Source organism: Streptomyces sp. NBC_01257 (genome assembly GCF_035917255.1).
Classification (GTDB): Bacteria; Actinomycetota; Actinomycetes; order Streptomycetales; family Streptomycetaceae; genus Streptomyces.
In genome coordinates this window covers 7,669,131-7,683,866 of sequence record NZ_CP108472.1, presented here as the reverse complement: position 1 = coordinate 7,683,866, position 14,736 = coordinate 7,669,131, and the positions used below count along the sequence as shown (strand labels likewise).

Below are 14,736 nucleotides of genomic sequence, written 5' to 3'. Positions count from 1 at the left end.
TCAGCCGGCGGAGACTACGGCCGAACCCCGAAGGGTCACGGTGCCGTCGGGGAGGGAGACCGTCAGTTCGAGGTGGGCGAGGCCGTCCTCGACCTCGGTGACTGTGCCGTTGCAGAGCGGGGTGGCGTTGACCGGGGTAATCGCGGAGAAGCGCACGCCGTACGTCTTGACGCGCTCCTGCGGGACCCAGTCGGTGAGCAGTCGGCCGAGGTAGGCCATGGAGAGCATGCCGTGGGCGAACACGTCCGGAATGCCGACGGCCTGGCACGCGTCGGTGTCGATGTGGACGGGGTTGTGGTCACCGGAGGCACCCGCGTACAGCGCCAGCGTGGCACGCGTGACCTGCGAGGCCCGGAGAGTGAACGAGTCGCCCGTGTTCAGGGTGGTCATCGCCGGTCCGCCTTCGGGTCGCGCACCACGAGGGTGCCGGTGAGCGTGGCGACGGGCGCACCGTCGCGGGTCACGTGGGTGTCGCGCACGATGAACCGCAGTGCGCCGCCCTTCTTCTCGTAGACGTCCCTGACCACCGTGGAGAACGTCAGGATGTCGCCCGCGTACGCGGTGGCGTGGTAGGCGAACTCCTGGCCGCCGTGCAGGATCATGCGGACGTCGACCCCGAGGTCCGCCAGGAACCTGCCCCGATTGGGGTTGTCCATTTCCAGACAGAACAGGAACGTCGGCGGGACCGGGAGGTCACGGTGGCCTGCGGCCTCGGCGGCCGCCAGGTCGGAGTAGATCGCGTCCGTCTGCCCGATGGCGCGGGCGAAGAACCGGAGCCTGCCGCGCTCGGCCTCGGTCGAGAACGCGGGGGTGCGGCTGCCGATGAGGGCGGGGCCTACGGCCATGGGTCAGCACACCTTCCCGAACAGCGTGCCGCCGCCGACCGTGCCGGACCGGAGCGTCCGGGCGGCGACGGCGACCTCGTCGTACGTCCCGGCTGAGCCGGGCTTGGCGAACGGGCCGGCCCCGGCCTCTGCCGCCAGCACTCTGAGACCCATGCAATCCTCCAGCCATTAGGTTAGTAGAGATTCACTTTCTCGTCACTTTCCCCTGACGTCAAGAGCTCTCTAAGCGCATGTGATGGTTTTCAATGCATACGCACGGCGATCCGTGCGCACATCCGGACGGCGACCCGGAGTCAGGACTTCGCTGCGAGCTTCGCGGCGTCGCGCGCGGGGTCGACGAGCATGAGAGCTGCGGCCGCCCCGATGATCATCGCGACCCCGAGCACCATGAAGCCGTCCCCGTAGCCGAGCGCGACGGACTCGCCCGAGTCGACGAGCTTGCCCATCACCAGCGGGGCCACGACGCCGCCGAGGCTGTAGATGCCCGTGATGATCCCGAAGACGGTGCCGCGCTGCCTCGCCGGCACCACGTCGGCGAGACCGGCGAAAGCGACGCCGTAGCCGGCCGAGTTCAGACAGGAACCCAGGACGAGCAGCGCCATCTGCACCACACCGCGGTCCAGCGAGGAAAAGGCGATGGTGCACGCCCCCGAAGCGACGACCATCGCGCCGGGCAGAATGCCGCGCGTGACCCGGCTGCCGATGCCTCGCCTCGTCATGGCACTGGAGAGCACGCCGACGAGGATCACCGCGATCGCGGACCCGAGATAGGGCAGGGCGACCAGATTGCCCGCCGTGGTGGCGTCGTAGCCGAGCCCCTCACGCAGATAGAGAGGCAGCCAGCTGACCTTGACCGAGGTGTTGGCGTAGGCGACGAAGAACAGCAGCGCCATGCCGATGAGCGTCCCGGTGGAGAACAGACGCCTCAGGGGGACCTGTTCCGGCAGAACAGGCGTCGCCACGCCCCGCGTCACTCCATGACCGTGACCGGCGGATGCGGCCTCGGGCCCCGAATCGCCGCCGATCAGCCAGAGCCCCGCGATCACCGCGCCGACGACCGCCACCACGGCGAAGGCCGTGTGCCAGGAGTGCGCGAGGATGACCCAGGTCAGCACGGGCGCGGCGATGAGGGGGCCGATCCCCGCACCTGCGACGACGATCGAACTGGGCACGGCACGCCTGTGCGCCGGGAACCACGAGTGCGCCACCTGCATCGCGAGGGCGGTCGTCGGCCCCTCGGCAAGGCCCAGCAGCACCCGGCAGGCGACGATCGTGGTGAATCCGACCTGGGCGGCCATCGGGGCGAGACTGAGAGCCCACACGGCGGCGATCCCGCCCAGCAGCCAGCGGGCCCGGACCCTGCCGCCGAGCCAGCCGCCGAGGACGGAGCCGACGGCGAAGAGCCAGAAGAAGCTGCTCTGAATGATGCCGAACCGGGCGTCATCCAGGCCGAGATCCTCCTTCATACCGACTCCGGCCAGCCCGACGACGACCTTGTCGGCGTAGTTGACCAGCATCAGACACACGAGCAGCGCGAGAACGACCCACGCCTTGCGCCGCACGGGGGCCACGCGGCCAGGGGCCGTACCCCCCGGCTCGGATGCGGACACTTCCTGCTGTTCGACGGCCACGAGGGCCTCCCTTGTGCAGCGGGGCAAATGTGGCAGGAAGTGAATCACCCCTAACTCATGTGGGCAAGGGTTCAAATCGATATGCCATGAGACTGGACGCAGGAGTGACTTCTCTCTAACTTGACAGTGTTGTGCTCACGCGGAGGTGACGATGAACCAGCCGCACACCGGGATGCCGGTACGGCACGCCCGTCCACCCCATCGGCAGCCCCGACTGTCCGGCGAGCCCTCCAAGGAGGGCGGCGCCCGCGTCCTGCGCCATGCGGCGGAGCTGCTCCTTCCCCGGATCCCCGCCTTCGCGGAGTCGGCACTGACGGAGCTGTGCGAGGCCAGCTCCTACTACGGGAACCCCTTGCTGGCGCCGCCCGACCTGCGGGAGTCCGCCCACACCGCGCTGGAGTGCTTCGTCGGCGGCATGGTCGAGCCGAGCCGCATGTCGGAGTCGGGCGAGTACGCCTGGCACACCGGCGGGAAACGGGCCGAGGAGGGCGTGCCCCTCCAGGCCGTGCTGCACGCCTATCGGGTCGGAGGCGCCGAGATCTGGGACACCTTGGTCGGCCTCGTCATGCGCGACTGTCCGGAGCAGGGGCATCTCATGGCGTTCGCCGCCAACGAGGTGTGGGGCCGCGTGGACCGCGACACCGCCCTCGTCGTCGAGGCGCACCGGCGCACCGCCGACCGCCACCCCGAGGACGACGGCCGCAAGCAGCTGCCTCTCCTGAAGGTACTGCTGCGGGGATACACCGAGGTGACTCGTGTTTCGGCCATCGCCGTCGCGCTCGGCCTGCCGCTGCACGCCCGCTACGCGGTGGCGCTGCTCTGCGGCAGCGACGCGGAACGCTCCGCCACGGACCCTGCCCGCGAGGTACGCGACGGGATGGAACTGCACTGGTGCCCCCAGGAGGACGGCCTGGCCGTGGTGGCCCTGCTCGGCGACCGCTCCGCGGAGGACCTCGCGGCGGCGATGCCGACGGCACCCGGGCTGCGCGGAGGGGTCAGTACCGTCGTCTCCGGCCTCATGGAGCTCGGGCGCGCACGTGAGTTCGCCCAGCTGGCCCTGAACAGCTGCTCGGCGGACGGTGAAGTCGCCCGCCTCGCGGACCGACTGCCCGGGGCGTTCATCCTCGCCCGCCCCGATCTGGCACAGGAGTTCGCCGCCCAGGTACTCGGTCCCGTACTCGAAGCGGATCCGGTGGAGCGCGATCAACTGCTGGCCACCCTGGCGGCGTGGCTCGACTGCCAGGGCTCGACGGGGGAGGCAGGCAAGCGTCTGTACTGTCACCGCAACACCGTGCTCAACCGGCTACGCCGGCTGGAGCGGCTCACTGGACGGCTGCTGGCCCGGCCGCGTGACGTGGTCGACCTGGCATTCGCGCTGGAGTCGCACCGACTCACCAGCAGAAAGAGTTCCTGAGTGAGCAAGTATTCACTTTCTGGCACATAGCCACTCTCCCGTGGAGCCTGCGACCGAGGCATCGGAGTGAGTCAGTGATCACCTGACCGCTTGGATGTTGTACTTTTCCCAGATGACCGACAGCGAGGGACCAGCGGCGATGCAGACCGAAGGGACGAGGCGGAGGACCGCACGCAGGCCTCCCGACCGCAAGGCCCGGATCGTCTCCGCCGCGGCCGAGCTGTTCCGCACCCGCGGCTATCACAACGTCTCGCTGGCCGACGTGGCGACCGAGGTCGGGATCACGGCGCCGGCACTCTACCGGCATTTCCGCGGCAAGCCGGACCTGCTGCTCCACGTCGTGGAGTCCACCGTCGCCACTGTCGCCGCTTCCGTTGCGGCCGCGCCCGATCTGGACACCTATCTCCGTGCGTCGGCTGCCGAGACGCAGGACCGCCGCGGGTCGGCCGTGCTGTGGCAGCGCGAAGCACGCCACCTGCCGGAGGAACGCCGCAAGGAGCAGCGTCAGGTACTGAACGGTGTCGCCGAGGAGATCGGCAGCCTCATCCATACCGCGCGACCTGAACTCAGCCACGCCGACCAGCAGTTGCTGGCCTGGGCCGTCCTGGCGGTGTACGGCTCCGTTTCCTGGCACCGCACGTCGCTGCCCCGACGCCGCTTCGAGGAACTCCTGTACCGGCTCGCGTACGCCGCAGCGCACTGCCCGCTCGGAACCAGCCCGGCGCCCGGGACCGCGACACCCCCGGGCGGTTATGCCGGCCTCGCGATGTCCCGGCGCGAGGAGATTCTCGTCGAGGCGATCCGGCTCTTCGACGAGCGGGGCTTCCAGTCCGTGAGCACCGACGACATCGGCCAGGCCGCCGGCGCGACGGGCCCCAGCATCTACAAGCACTTCCCCACCAAGACCGACCTGCTGGTGGCTGCCGTGGTGCGGGGCGGCGAGCAGCGTCGCGCCGGTACGGCACGGGCACTGTCCGGGCCGGGCACCCCGAGCGAGACGCTGGAGCGGCTGCTGCGCTCATACGTCGACTTCGCCGTCGGGCAGAGCCACCTGATCGGTCTGTTGATCGGCGAGCTCGACCAGTTGCCGGAGAAGGAACGCAAGGCCGCACGCCAGACCCAGCGCGAGTACCTCGGGCTCTGGGTGCGGCTCCTGGACGAGGTGCGCCCCGGCCTCGACCCGGCCGAGGCGAGGATCACCGTCCTCGCCGTCCTCACCGTCATCGACAACGCGGCCCGCACGGGCGCTTCCGGTGACCGTCCGGACCTCGCTGAACGCCTCACCGAGATCGGCACCGCGGTCCTTCTGGCGGAACGCGTGACCGACCCGGCGTAAAGGCGCTCCTCAGGTCCCGGTTACGGGGTCGCGAGGGGGAAGTGGGGGTCGAACGTCTCGACCACGGCCCCGAGCGCGGTGAGCGCCGCCATGTCGCCGTCCGTGGTCAGTGCGTGCTGCTCGACGGCTTCGGCGGCACGGCCGGGGGCCAGGAGGAGCCCGGCGAGCGCGGCCTTGGGTCCCTTCACCGTCAGCTGTGCTTCGCCGGAGTGGCCGGGGCGAGCGTTCAGCACGCCGTTGCGTACCCACATGGTCCAGTCCCCACCGGAGTCGGCGAAGGTGAAGTCGATGCGGATGTCGACGTCGGCGGCCTTGGTGCCGTCGACATGAACGCCCACGAAGTCGAAGAGCAGATCGACGGGCATGGCCAGGATGGTGTCGATGCTGTCGGTGTGGATGCCGCCCTCTGTTCGCACGCCCTCGCGGAGCTCCTGCGCGGCGGTGAGGAAGATGGCCCGGTACTGCGGGACTTCGGCCTGGTAGCCGAGCTGCTCGTAGGCGTCGGCCTGGAGGCCCTTCGCTTCGGTGTCGTCGGGGTCGGCGAAGACGAGGTGGTGCAGGACCTGGACGGCCCACCGGTAGTCGCCGCCTTCGATCGCGTCACGGCCCTCCTGGATGATCCGGTCGCGGCCGATGAGGTCGACGTGGCGCCTGGCGTGGTCCTGGGGCAGCAACGGCATGATGGTGGCCGGATCACCGTCCCAGAAGCCCAGTTCCTTGTGGAAGACGGCTCGGACGTTGTGGTGCAGGCCGCCGTGGTAGTAGCGGTTGAACCACTTCTTGCCCACCGCATCGGGCAGTTCGACGATCTCGGCGGCCTCCAGCGGCGTCAGGCCCTGGTTGGCCAGCCGCAGCGCCTGGTCGTGGATGTACTTGTACATGTCGCGCTGGGACTCCAGGAACGCGACGACGTTCTCGTTGCCCCACACCGGCCAGGTGTGCGGCCCGTAGTGGACCTCGGCTTCCGCGCCCCAACGGACCAGGGTCTCGTCCAGGTAGCGGGCGAAGTTCCGCGCGTCGCGGGTACGGGCGCCCCGGATGGTCTGGATGTTGTGCATGGTGTGGTTGGCGTTCTCCGCGCAGGTGAGCGCCTTGATCGCGGGGATCCAGATGTGCATCTCCTCCGGGGCCTCGGTGTCCGGGGCGTAGAGGAACTCGAACGTCCAGCCGCCGAGCGTCCGTGTCTCGCCGGTGCGGGTGACGGGGTCGGTGGGCGGGATGTAGCTGAACTTCGTGCGGAAGCCGTCGTCCTCGGACCCGATGCCGCCGGTCACCACCCCGCAGTCGCAGTGCGGCAGCAGTAGCCCGAAGGTGTACGCCATCCGCCGGGACATCGCGTTGCCGGTGATGACGTTCTCGCCGATCGCGTGCTTGTTGAACGACTCGACCGTGCCCGGTGCAATGATCGGGATCTTGCCGGAGGCGACATCGGCCTCGTCGACGATCCCCTTGATGCCGCCGTAGTGGTCGAAGTGTGTGTGGGTGTAGATCGCGGCCACCACCGGCTTGTCGTTCCCGGTCTCACGCCGGAACAGCTCCAGACCGGCCTTCGCCAGTCCGACATCGGTGCCGAAGTCGATCACGACGAGACCGTCCGGTGCGTCGACGATCGTGATGTTCGCGCTCAGCCGTACCTGGTAGAGGCCCTCGACGACCTTGTACAGGCCTTCCCGCTTGATCAGCTGGGACTGTCGCCACAGGCTCGGGTTCACCGAGTCCGGGGCAGGTGCGTCGTCGGCGACATAGTCGAGCATCCGCCCGTCCCGCAGCAGGTCGCCTTCGTCGCTGTACAGCTTCTCCGGAAAGCCGGCGACATACCCGCGATCCACGTCGGCGAAGTCGGCGCGGTCCTCCATCGCGTAGGACACCGACGCCGCCTTGTTGATCTCGGCGGTGAAGGAAGACGCCTGCTGTGAACCGGCCATCACAGTCTCCACTCCCCCATAAAGGGAAAAGGTTATATAAGCAACAATTTGGACGGTAATGCGCCACTCGCTCCGTCGCCACCGCACACCTCGATGCCCGCGTCGCCGCTGTGCCGCCTCCCATCGGCGCCGTCGTTGCGAGGGACCCGGCACACGATCGGCCGCGCAGGCCGGAGGGGCGCCCTCGCTCTCTGGACGGCGCGCTCGCCGGCACCGCATGCTGCGGGCCTCCGGCCTGTGCGACGCGGGGTGACTCGCTCTGATCGCCCGCCGCCACAAGGGCCCGCCACCGCGGCCCCGCGCGACGATCAACTGTTCGCGGCCGGTCTCCCTCATCTCCGTCCCGTACAAGAAAGCGGGCCTCATGAGCTCGTCCTCCCCGCCCCGTCTCCCTTCGCCCCCTCCGACCGCGACGTCCGACGCGCTCGAAGTTCAGGGCCTCTCCGTGACGTACGGACGGTCACTGACGGCGCTGCACGACGTGTCGCTGCACGTCCCGGCCGGGGGCGTCGTCACGATGCTCGGCTCCAACGGGGCCGGAAAGACCACGCTGCTGCGCGCCGTCTCGGGCACCCTGCCGCTGCACTCCGGAACCGTGAGCGACGGCCTTGTCTCCTTCGGCGGGGTGCGGCTGACCGGCCGTCCGGCCGCCGATGTCGTGGCCGCAGGTGTGGTGCAGGTACCTGAGGGCCGTCATGTGTTCGCCGGACTGTCCGTCGCCGACAACCTCAGGGCGGGACGCCTCGGTGTCCCCGGCCGAGGTCGCGAGGACGCCCGGCGGGCGACTGCCGAGGTCTACGACCTCTTCCCTGTCCTCGCCGAACGGAGGGAGCAGGCCGCAGGCCTGCTCTCCGGTGGTGAACAGCAGATGCTCGCCATCGGCCGGGCCCTGATGGCCCGGCCACGGATCCTGCTCCTGGACGAGCCCTCCCTCGGTCTCGCGCCGCTCGTCGTGGCCAGGATCGCTGAGGTGATCCGGCACATCAACGCACTGGGCACCGGCATCCTCCTGGTCGAGCAGAACGCGGCCCTCGCCCTGCAACTCGCCGACCACGCCTATGTGCTCGACGTCGGCCGGATCCGGCTCCAGGGCCCCGCCGAGGAACTCTCCCGCTCCGACGAGGTCCGGCGTCTCTATCTCGGCGAGCGGCCCGAGAGCGGCGGCGAACCGACCCTCGACGATGCGGAGGCGGCTCCCGTCGCCTCGCTGCGCAGGTGGTCCCGTTGATCCGCGACCTGCTGCGGCGCCCCACCGCCTCTCCCGCAACCTCGTCCTGGTCCGAGAAGGTTCCGGCGCTGACCGTCGAGGACGTGACCGTACGCTTCGCGGGCCTCACCGCCCTGGACGGCGTCGGGTTCACCGTCGCACCGGGCAGCGTCCACGCATTGATCGGCCCCAACGGGGCCGGCAAGTCCTCCTGCTTCAACGTCCTCTCGGGCGTCTACCGCGCGGCAAGCGGCAGCGTGCGCTTCGGCGGGACGGAGCTGACCTCCCTCCCCCCGCATCGGATCGCCGCCCTCGGTGTCGCCCGGACCTTCCAGAACATCGTCCTCACCCGGGGAACGGTCGCGGACAATCTGATGCTGGGCCGCCAGACCCTGACCCGCGCCGGTTTCACCGCCACAGCGCTGCGCCTGCCGAGCATGGTCCGGGAGCAGCGCCTGCACCTCGAACGCGCGGGCGAGATCGCCGAGTTCACGGGGCTCGGAGCGCTCTTCGACGCTCCGGTCGCCCTGCTGTCCTACGGCGACCGCAAACGCGTCGAGCTCGCGCGGGCGCTCTGTATGGAGCCCCGGCTGCTGCTCCTCGACGAGCCGGTGGCCGGTATGAACACCGCCGAACGCCTCGGGATGGCCCGCACGATCGCCCACATCAGGGATTCCCTCGGCATCTCCGTCCTGATCGTCGAGCACGACATGGGGATGGTGATGCGGATGGCGGACGAGGTGACCGTCCTGGACTTCGGACGCCGGATCGGCGGCGGTTCGCCGGAGACGGTCCAGCGTGACCCGGCGGTGATCCAGGCATACCTGGGCGGCAGCGCCACCCCGGCCGGCACCGCGGCCCCCGACGCCCCTGACTCGGAGCAGGCTTCATGAACACGCTCGTCCAGACGCTCTTCAACGGCATGGCTCTCGGCTCCGTCTACGCCCTCGTGGCCCTTGGATTCTGCCTGGTATTCAAGGCATCCGGCGCGGTGAACTTCGCCCACGGCTCCCTGCTGCTCCTCGGGGGCTACCTGGTCGCGGTCCTGCACGAGCCGCTCGGCTTCGCCGGCGCCCTCGCCGTAGCCGCGCTCGGAACAGCGGTCGCGGCGGCACTCGAAGCGCTCGTCCTGCGCCGGGTCGCGAAGGCCAACGGCCCGGCCGTGCCGACCATTCTCACGATCGGAATCGACATCCTGCTGCTCACGGAGCTCGCCCGCCGGATCGGCGGCGACGTCCTCGGCACCGGCGACCCCTGGGGGGCCGACGTGCTCACGGTCGGCGGCATCACCGTCGCCCAGGCACGCGTGTACTCGCTGCTCGCCGCGGTACTTCTGGTCGGCGCGTTCCTCACGGCCTTCCGCTGGACGGGGTGGGGCCTGTCGATGCGGGCGTACTCCTCCGACGCCGAGGCCGCCGCGCTGATGGGCGTACGGGGCGACCGGCTGCGGATAGTGCCTGGCTTCTCGCAGGTGCGCTGGCCGCGGTGGCCGCGGTGTTCCTGGCGGCGTTCCCCAGCACGGGCATCGACCGGACCACGGGTCAGATCGCCCTCGCCGCCTTCCCCGCAGCTGTGCTGGGCGGACTCGGGTCGGTCGGCGGTGCGCTCCTGGGCAGCCTGCTCGTCGGCATGGCGGAGGCGCTGGCGACCGGATACCAACAGCAGTTGAGCGGGCTCGGCTCCGGACTCGCCGAGGTGGTGCCGTACGCCGTGATGGTGCTGGTCCTGGTCGTCCGGCCGCAGGGTCTGCTCGGAGCCAAGGAGTCCACCCGTGTCTGACCTCTCCTCAAGGGCCCGCACGTCTGCCGCGCGGCGACTGTGTGCCGTCGGCCCCCGGCGGATCGCCGCCCTGGCCGGCTGTCTGCTGCTCCTGGCACCGCCCCTCTACCTCTCCTCGTTCTGGCTCCAGACCGGGCTCTTCGCGATGGTCGCGGTGATCGCCGCGATCGGCTTGAACCTTCTCGTGGGAACGGCCGGGCAGCTCTCCCTCGGCCATGCGTTCTTCCTGGCGGTGGGGGCCTACGGCTACACGTGGCTCGCCGACGACTCCCACAGGTCCGGGACGACGGAGCTCTCGGGCATCGGCCTTCCCCCCTTGCTCGCCTTCGTCGCGGCGGTGGGGCTCGCCGGTGCCGCGGGCGCGGCCTTCAGCCCTCTGTCGGGCCGGCTGCGCGGCATGTACCTCGGGGTCGCCACCTTGGCCCTGGTCTTCTTCGGCCACCACGCGATGCTCAACGCCGAGTCGTACACCGGCGGTTTCAACGGCCGCACGGTCCCCGACATGGCGATCCTCGGGCTGAGCCTGGGCGACGCCGACGACGGCCTGGCGGTGCTCGGTGTGCCCTTCGGGGGACTTGAACGGCTTTGGTTCTTCGGCCTGGTGCTTGTCGCGCTGGCCGCGGTGGCGGCCAGGAACCTCCTGCGGGGCCGCCCCGGCCGGGCGCTGGGCGCGCTGCGCGACAGCGAGGTGGCCGCCTCCGTAATGGGGGTTCCGGCCGCCCGGTTCCGGGCCTCCGCCTTCACCGTCTCCTCGATGTACGCGGGTGCCGCCGGAGCGCTCCTCGCTCTGGCCACCCAGCGGGTCGTTCCCGACTACTTCAGCCTGGTGCTGTCCATGGACATGCTGGCCATGATCGTGATCGGTGGTCTCGGCTCCGTCGCGGGCGCGGCGGTCGGCGCGGTCTTCGTCAGCGTGCTGCCGCAACTGCTCGCCCACTACTCGGGCGCCCTTCCGCTGGTGGTCTCCGCCGGTTCCACCGCGCCGGGGCTCGGCTCGGCCGACGCCGCGCGCTTCGTCTACGGCGCCGCACTGGTCCTGACCCTGGTCTTCGCCCCGGGGGGACTCGTCGGCCTCAGCGGCACGCGGGCCGCCGGCCGTCTCCGGCGGCTGCCGTGGCCGCGTCGCCCCGCCTCCTCGTCGTCCCTGGCCTCTTCCCTTCCCCTGCCTTCCGCCGGTGCCACCACCGGCGGCGACACCCTCAAGGAGCACACACCGTGAACCGCAGAAAGTCCCTCGCAGCCGCCGCGGCGGCCACCTCGCTGGCGGTCGTCCTGGCCGGATGCAGCACCAAGGGCGGCGAGTCCGCCGGCTCCACCGACAAGGCGGGCATCAAGACCGGCCCCGGCATCACCAAGGACAAGATCAGCGTCGGGGTCCTCACCGACCTGAGCGGTCCGGTCGCGCCGCTCGGCAAGAGCGCTCTGCAGGCCGAGCAGCTCTACCTGAAGCAGGTGAACGCCGCGGGCGGCGTCTGCGGGCGCACGGTCGAGCTGGTGGTGCGCGACCATGGGTACGACGTGCAGAAGGCTGTCTCCGCCTACGCCGAGATCGAGCCGCAGATCGCGGCGCTCGGCCAGCTGAGCGGCTCGGGCCAGACCGCCGCATTGCTGGACGGCATCGAGAAGGACAAGCTCCAGTCGATCCAGATCGGCGCCTCCGGCACCGTCCTGGGCAAGCCCCATCTGCGACTCATGGCCAGCACGTACGACATCGACATGGTCAACGGTGTCGGCTTCCTGGTGAAGGCCGCGAAGCTGAAGAAGGGCGACAAGGTCGGTCACGTCTACATTGAGGGCGAATACGGCGGCAACGCGGCCGAGGGCGCCAGGTTCGCCGCGAAGAAGGCCGGACTCACGCTCGTCGCGCAGACCGTGAAGCCCACCGACAAGGACCTGACCGCGCAGGTGACCGCCCTGCGTGCCGCGGGCGTCAAGGCCATCGTGTTCAGCGGCGTCCCCGCCCAGACCGCGTCGCTCGTCGGCGTCGCCGCCGCCACCGGCCTGAAGGTGCCGGTCCTCGCCAGTGCCCCGGCCTACGTACCGCAGCTCCTGGCCACACCGGCGAAGCAGGCGCTGGAGAAGATGCTGTACGTGGCCAGTCCCTGGCCGGCCCTGAGCGTGGACGAGCCGTCGGTGAAGAAGCTCGTCGACGACTACACCAAGGCGTACCCCAAGGACCCGGTGAACCAGGCGGCACAGGCCGGCAATGGCGCGGGCGCCCTCCTCGTCGGCACGCTCAAGGCCGCCTGCGAGGCGAAGGACCTCAGCCGCGACGGCATCAGCAAGGCTCTTCGCGGCCTCACCGCGTACTCCGATGGCTTCCACGAGCCGCAGGACTTCTCGGATCCGGCCAAGGCTTCCAGCACGAAGACGTATATCGTTCAGCCCGCAGCGGGCCTTCCGGGCGGCTTGAAGCAGATCCAGGGCGCCGCCGAGGACCCGGCCCTCGCCGAGTACCTCGCGGCGCACGGAAACTGACCCCTCGCGGGCACGGTGACACGACCGCACGGGACGCCGAAGGCGCTCCCGTGCGGTCGTGCGCATGTTGGGGGTGCTCCATGCGGGCACTCACACACCGGTCAGAACGACGAACTTCCCGACAGCGAGTCCCAGCTCCATTTCGGCACCCCGACACGCTTGCCGCCACCCGCGTGCACGAGGCGCGGTGTGCTTTGCACGAGTTCGAGCGCCGCGCCGACGCCTCCGGGCAGGAGTTCGCGCACGGCGCCCGCGATGCTCCCGTCATCGATCAGCACGTGGTCCGCCACCCTGTTCCTTGAGCGCGCCGGCGCGGTCCGGGTTCCGGGTGGTCGACAGGACCGTCGCGCCGAGGTCCTTGGCCAGCGCCGAAGCGGCCAGTCCGACCGAGGAGGTACCCCCGCGGACGAGGAGACTCTGGTTGGCCGTCAGGTCCAGCCCCGGGGTCAGCGACTCGTACACGGTCTGCAAGGTCTCGGGGACAGCACCGATCCCCCCAGGGCAGTCCGGACGTGAACGGAACGATTTGGCCACCGGGACGAGGCAGTACTGGGCGTAGCCGCCGTCGTGCGTGTGGCCCATGCCGCCCATCATCGTCGCGACCTGCTGCCCGAGCGCGAGGCCGCTGCCCGCGTCCGCGAGGTCGAGGCCGTCGGCGACGCCGACGGCCTCGATGCCTGGTACGTGCGGGGGAAGGTGACACCCTCGGCCAAGCCGAGGCGGGTGTGCAGTTCGGGCGGTTCAGGCCGAACGCCCTGACCGCGAGCCGTACCCACCCAGGCCGGGTCGCCAGCACCGGCCGGTCGGTCACCACCAGGTTCTCCACCCGGCCGGCCCACTCAGGACCACGGCCCGCATCGTCTCGTTCACGCCTGCTCTCCTCGTCTCGTCGGGGCGGACGGCGGGGCGGACGTGTTGACCATGTAGCGGGAGATCCGCCATCCGCCCGCCAGGCGCACGAAGAAGAACGACTCGCGTTCTCCTCGGACGAGGCCGGCCCGGACACACGCCGGGCGTGTGGGCGCCTACATACGGGTCCGTCCGGAACGGCACAGCACACACGCGAGCGGGCCCGTGCCGCTCGGCGGCACGGGCCCGTTGTCGGACGGGCGGGTTCAGGACAGAGCGTAGGCGCGCAGGGAGGGCTCGGCCCAGGCCTTCGCGGCGTTCAAAAGCTCCGCACTCATGTTCGCGGCGGCGACCCCCGTCGCTGCGGTCGCCTCGGAGGGGGTGACACCGGGGAGGTTGACGTCCAGGCACCTGCCGAACGGCAGTCGGCCGGGGTCGACCGTTCCGGAGTGCGAAAGGGCATCGACGACCAGACCGTAGGCGACGGAGTCGTACAGGAAGCCGAAGTGGGTGACGGTACGTCCGGGGCAGACGCTCTGCATCGAGACGTTCGCGGCGCCGCTCACGGGCGCGGTCGTGACGGGCACGATGGCCTCATCGGTGAGGCTGTAGAGGTTGGTGTACGAGACGGCGCCCGGCGTCTCGTCGCCCTCGTTGAGGGCCGCGAGGAAGTTCGAGCCGACGCTGAACTGGTGAAGCGCCGGCGCACACGGGGCCGTGCAGAAGAGATTGCCGGCGCCGATGCCGTGGCCGGGGTTGGCCAGGAAGACCGCGTCGTCGACCTTGGTCTGCAGGCTCGGCCACCACTTGAGCGCCCAGCGGATCTGCATGTTGCCCTGACTGTGGCCGATGACGTCGACCTTGCGGCCGGTCAGGGAGTTGATCCTGCCAACGGCGCGCACGACGTACTCGGCGGACTCCTGGATGTCGCCCATCGACCTGTTGGTCAGGTCGACCGTGCAGACGTCGTAGCCCGCGTCACGCAGCGCGGGGGCGTAGCCCCAGCCCCAGCTCTCGTCGCCGGTGGAGCTGGTGCCGTGGACCAGCAGCACCGGCTCATGGTCGGGATGGGCGAAGGAACCGGGGCAGTGCAGCGCCGCGTCGAGCGTGCGTCGAGCGTGGCGGCTGGGGTGCCCAGGGTGGGTTCGGCGGCCGCCGTGGCCGACGAGGCAGGTCCGAGTAGGGCGGCGACGAAAACGCCCACCAGGGCTGCGGCGAAGGAACTCGGCCGACGGCGCCGAGGGGTCTTCCACGGTCTGTTCAACGTGACTC

14 protein-coding genes and 1 pseudogene are annotated in these 14,736 nt (G+C 70.2%); 7 read left to right on the top strand and 8 right to left on the bottom strand.

The annotated features are described in order from the left end of the window. From OG408_RS33580 to OG408_RS33565, 4 genes are all read right to left on the bottom strand, one after another. The gene (locus tag OG408_RS33580; RefSeq protein WP_326673551.1) at nucleotides 1–390 is read right to left on the bottom strand and encodes a MaoC/PaaZ C-terminal domain-containing protein; all 390 of its coding nucleotides are present in this window, start codon (nucleotides 388–390) and stop codon (nucleotides 1–3) included. Further along, nucleotides 387–845 carry a MaoC family dehydratase N-terminal domain-containing protein gene (locus OG408_RS33575; protein ID WP_266785066.1) on the bottom strand — a complete coding sequence of 153 codons (459 nt, stop codon included), beginning with the start codon at nucleotides 843–845 and terminating at the stop codon, nucleotides 387–389. The genes OG408_RS33580 and OG408_RS33575 overlap by 4 nt, the downstream gene beginning before the upstream one ends. Nucleotides 846–848: 3 nt before the next feature. Next, nucleotides 849–998 carry a hypothetical protein gene (locus OG408_RS33570; RefSeq protein ID WP_266785064.1) on the bottom strand — a complete coding sequence of 50 codons (150 nt, stop codon included), beginning with the start codon at nucleotides 996–998 and terminating at the stop codon, nucleotides 849–851. 140 nt (nucleotides 999–1,138) lie between these two features. Continuing rightward, nucleotides 1,139–2,476 (bottom strand): MFS transporter, encoded by a 1,338-nt coding sequence (locus tag OG408_RS33565; RefSeq protein ID WP_326673550.1) that lies wholly within the window; start codon nucleotides 2,474–2,476, stop codon nucleotides 1,139–1,141. Between the two features lie 151 nt (nucleotides 2,477–2,627). Between OG408_RS33565 and OG408_RS33560 the strand changes: the two genes are divergently transcribed. Both OG408_RS33560 and OG408_RS33555 read left to right on the top strand, forming a co-directional pair. Next, complete coding sequence (locus OG408_RS33560) at nucleotides 2,628–3,890, top strand: PucR family transcriptional regulator (protein ID WP_266785060.1); 1,263 nt, start codon at nucleotides 2,628–2,630, stop codon at nucleotides 3,888–3,890. Between the two features lie 112 nt (nucleotides 3,891–4,002). Then, nucleotides 4,003–5,226 carry a TetR/AcrR family transcriptional regulator gene (locus tag OG408_RS33555; protein ID WP_326673549.1) on the top strand — a complete coding sequence of 408 codons (1,224 nt, stop codon included), beginning with the start codon at nucleotides 4,003–4,005 and terminating at the stop codon, nucleotides 5,224–5,226. Between the two features lie 20 nt (nucleotides 5,227–5,246). On the opposite strand, the gene OG408_RS33550 is transcribed toward OG408_RS33555, so the two are convergent. Then, nucleotides 5,247–7,151 carry an alkyl/aryl-sulfatase gene (locus tag OG408_RS33550; RefSeq protein ID WP_326673548.1) on the bottom strand — a complete coding sequence of 635 codons (1,905 nt, stop codon included), beginning with the start codon at nucleotides 7,149–7,151 and terminating at the stop codon, nucleotides 5,247–5,249. Between the two features lie 364 nt (nucleotides 7,152–7,515). Here OG408_RS33550 and OG408_RS33545 point away from each other — a divergent pair, with 364 nt between their 5' ends. From OG408_RS33545 to OG408_RS33525, 5 genes and pseudogenes are all read left to right on the top strand, one after another. Next, nucleotides 7,516–8,379 (top strand): ABC transporter ATP-binding protein, encoded by an 864-nt coding sequence (locus OG408_RS33545; protein ID WP_285565079.1) that lies wholly within the window; start codon nucleotides 7,516–7,518, stop codon nucleotides 8,377–8,379. Nucleotides 8,380–8,387: 8 nt separating this feature from the next. Then, nucleotides 8,388–9,251, top strand: a complete 864-nt coding sequence (locus tag OG408_RS33540; RefSeq protein WP_405407100.1) for an ABC transporter ATP-binding protein — start codon at nucleotides 8,388–8,390, stop codon at nucleotides 9,249–9,251. Continuing rightward, nucleotides 9,248–10,137 (top strand): annotated as a pseudogene (locus OG408_RS33535) (branched-chain amino acid ABC transporter permease). The gene OG408_RS33540 and the pseudogene OG408_RS33535 overlap by 4 nt, the downstream one beginning before the upstream one ends. A 37-nt stretch (nucleotides 10,138–10,174) precedes the next feature. Then, nucleotides 10,175–11,356, top strand: a complete 1,182-nt coding sequence (locus OG408_RS33530; protein ID WP_326674631.1) for a branched-chain amino acid ABC transporter permease — start codon at nucleotides 10,175–10,177, stop codon at nucleotides 11,354–11,356. Beyond that, nucleotides 11,353–12,615 (top strand): ABC transporter substrate-binding protein, encoded by a 1,263-nt coding sequence (locus OG408_RS33525; RefSeq protein ID WP_266785051.1) that lies wholly within the window; start codon nucleotides 11,353–11,355, stop codon nucleotides 12,613–12,615. Before OG408_RS33530 ends, OG408_RS33525 begins: the two co-directional genes overlap by 4 nt. 101 nt (nucleotides 12,616–12,716) lie before the next feature. On the opposite strand, the gene OG408_RS33520 is transcribed toward OG408_RS33525, so the two are convergent. The 3 genes from OG408_RS33520 to OG408_RS33510 all read right to left on the bottom strand — a co-directional run bounded on the left by OG408_RS33520 (nucleotide 12,717) and on the right by OG408_RS33510 (nucleotide 14,516). Further along, the gene (locus tag OG408_RS33520; protein ID WP_326673547.1) at nucleotides 12,717–12,893 is read right to left on the bottom strand and encodes a hypothetical protein; all 177 of its coding nucleotides are present in this window, start codon (nucleotides 12,891–12,893) and stop codon (nucleotides 12,717–12,719) included. Then, complete coding sequence (locus tag OG408_RS33515; protein WP_326673546.1) at nucleotides 12,880–13,197, bottom strand: hypothetical protein; 318 nt, start codon at nucleotides 13,195–13,197, stop codon at nucleotides 12,880–12,882. Before OG408_RS33515 ends, OG408_RS33520 begins: the two co-directional genes overlap by 14 nt. A gap of 533 nt (nucleotides 13,198–13,730) precedes the next feature. Then, the gene (locus OG408_RS33510) at nucleotides 13,731–14,516 is read right to left on the bottom strand and encodes an esterase/lipase family protein (RefSeq protein WP_326673545.1); all 786 of its coding nucleotides are present in this window, start codon (nucleotides 14,514–14,516) and stop codon (nucleotides 13,731–13,733) included. Between the last annotated feature and the right edge of the window lie 220 nt (nucleotides 14,517–14,736).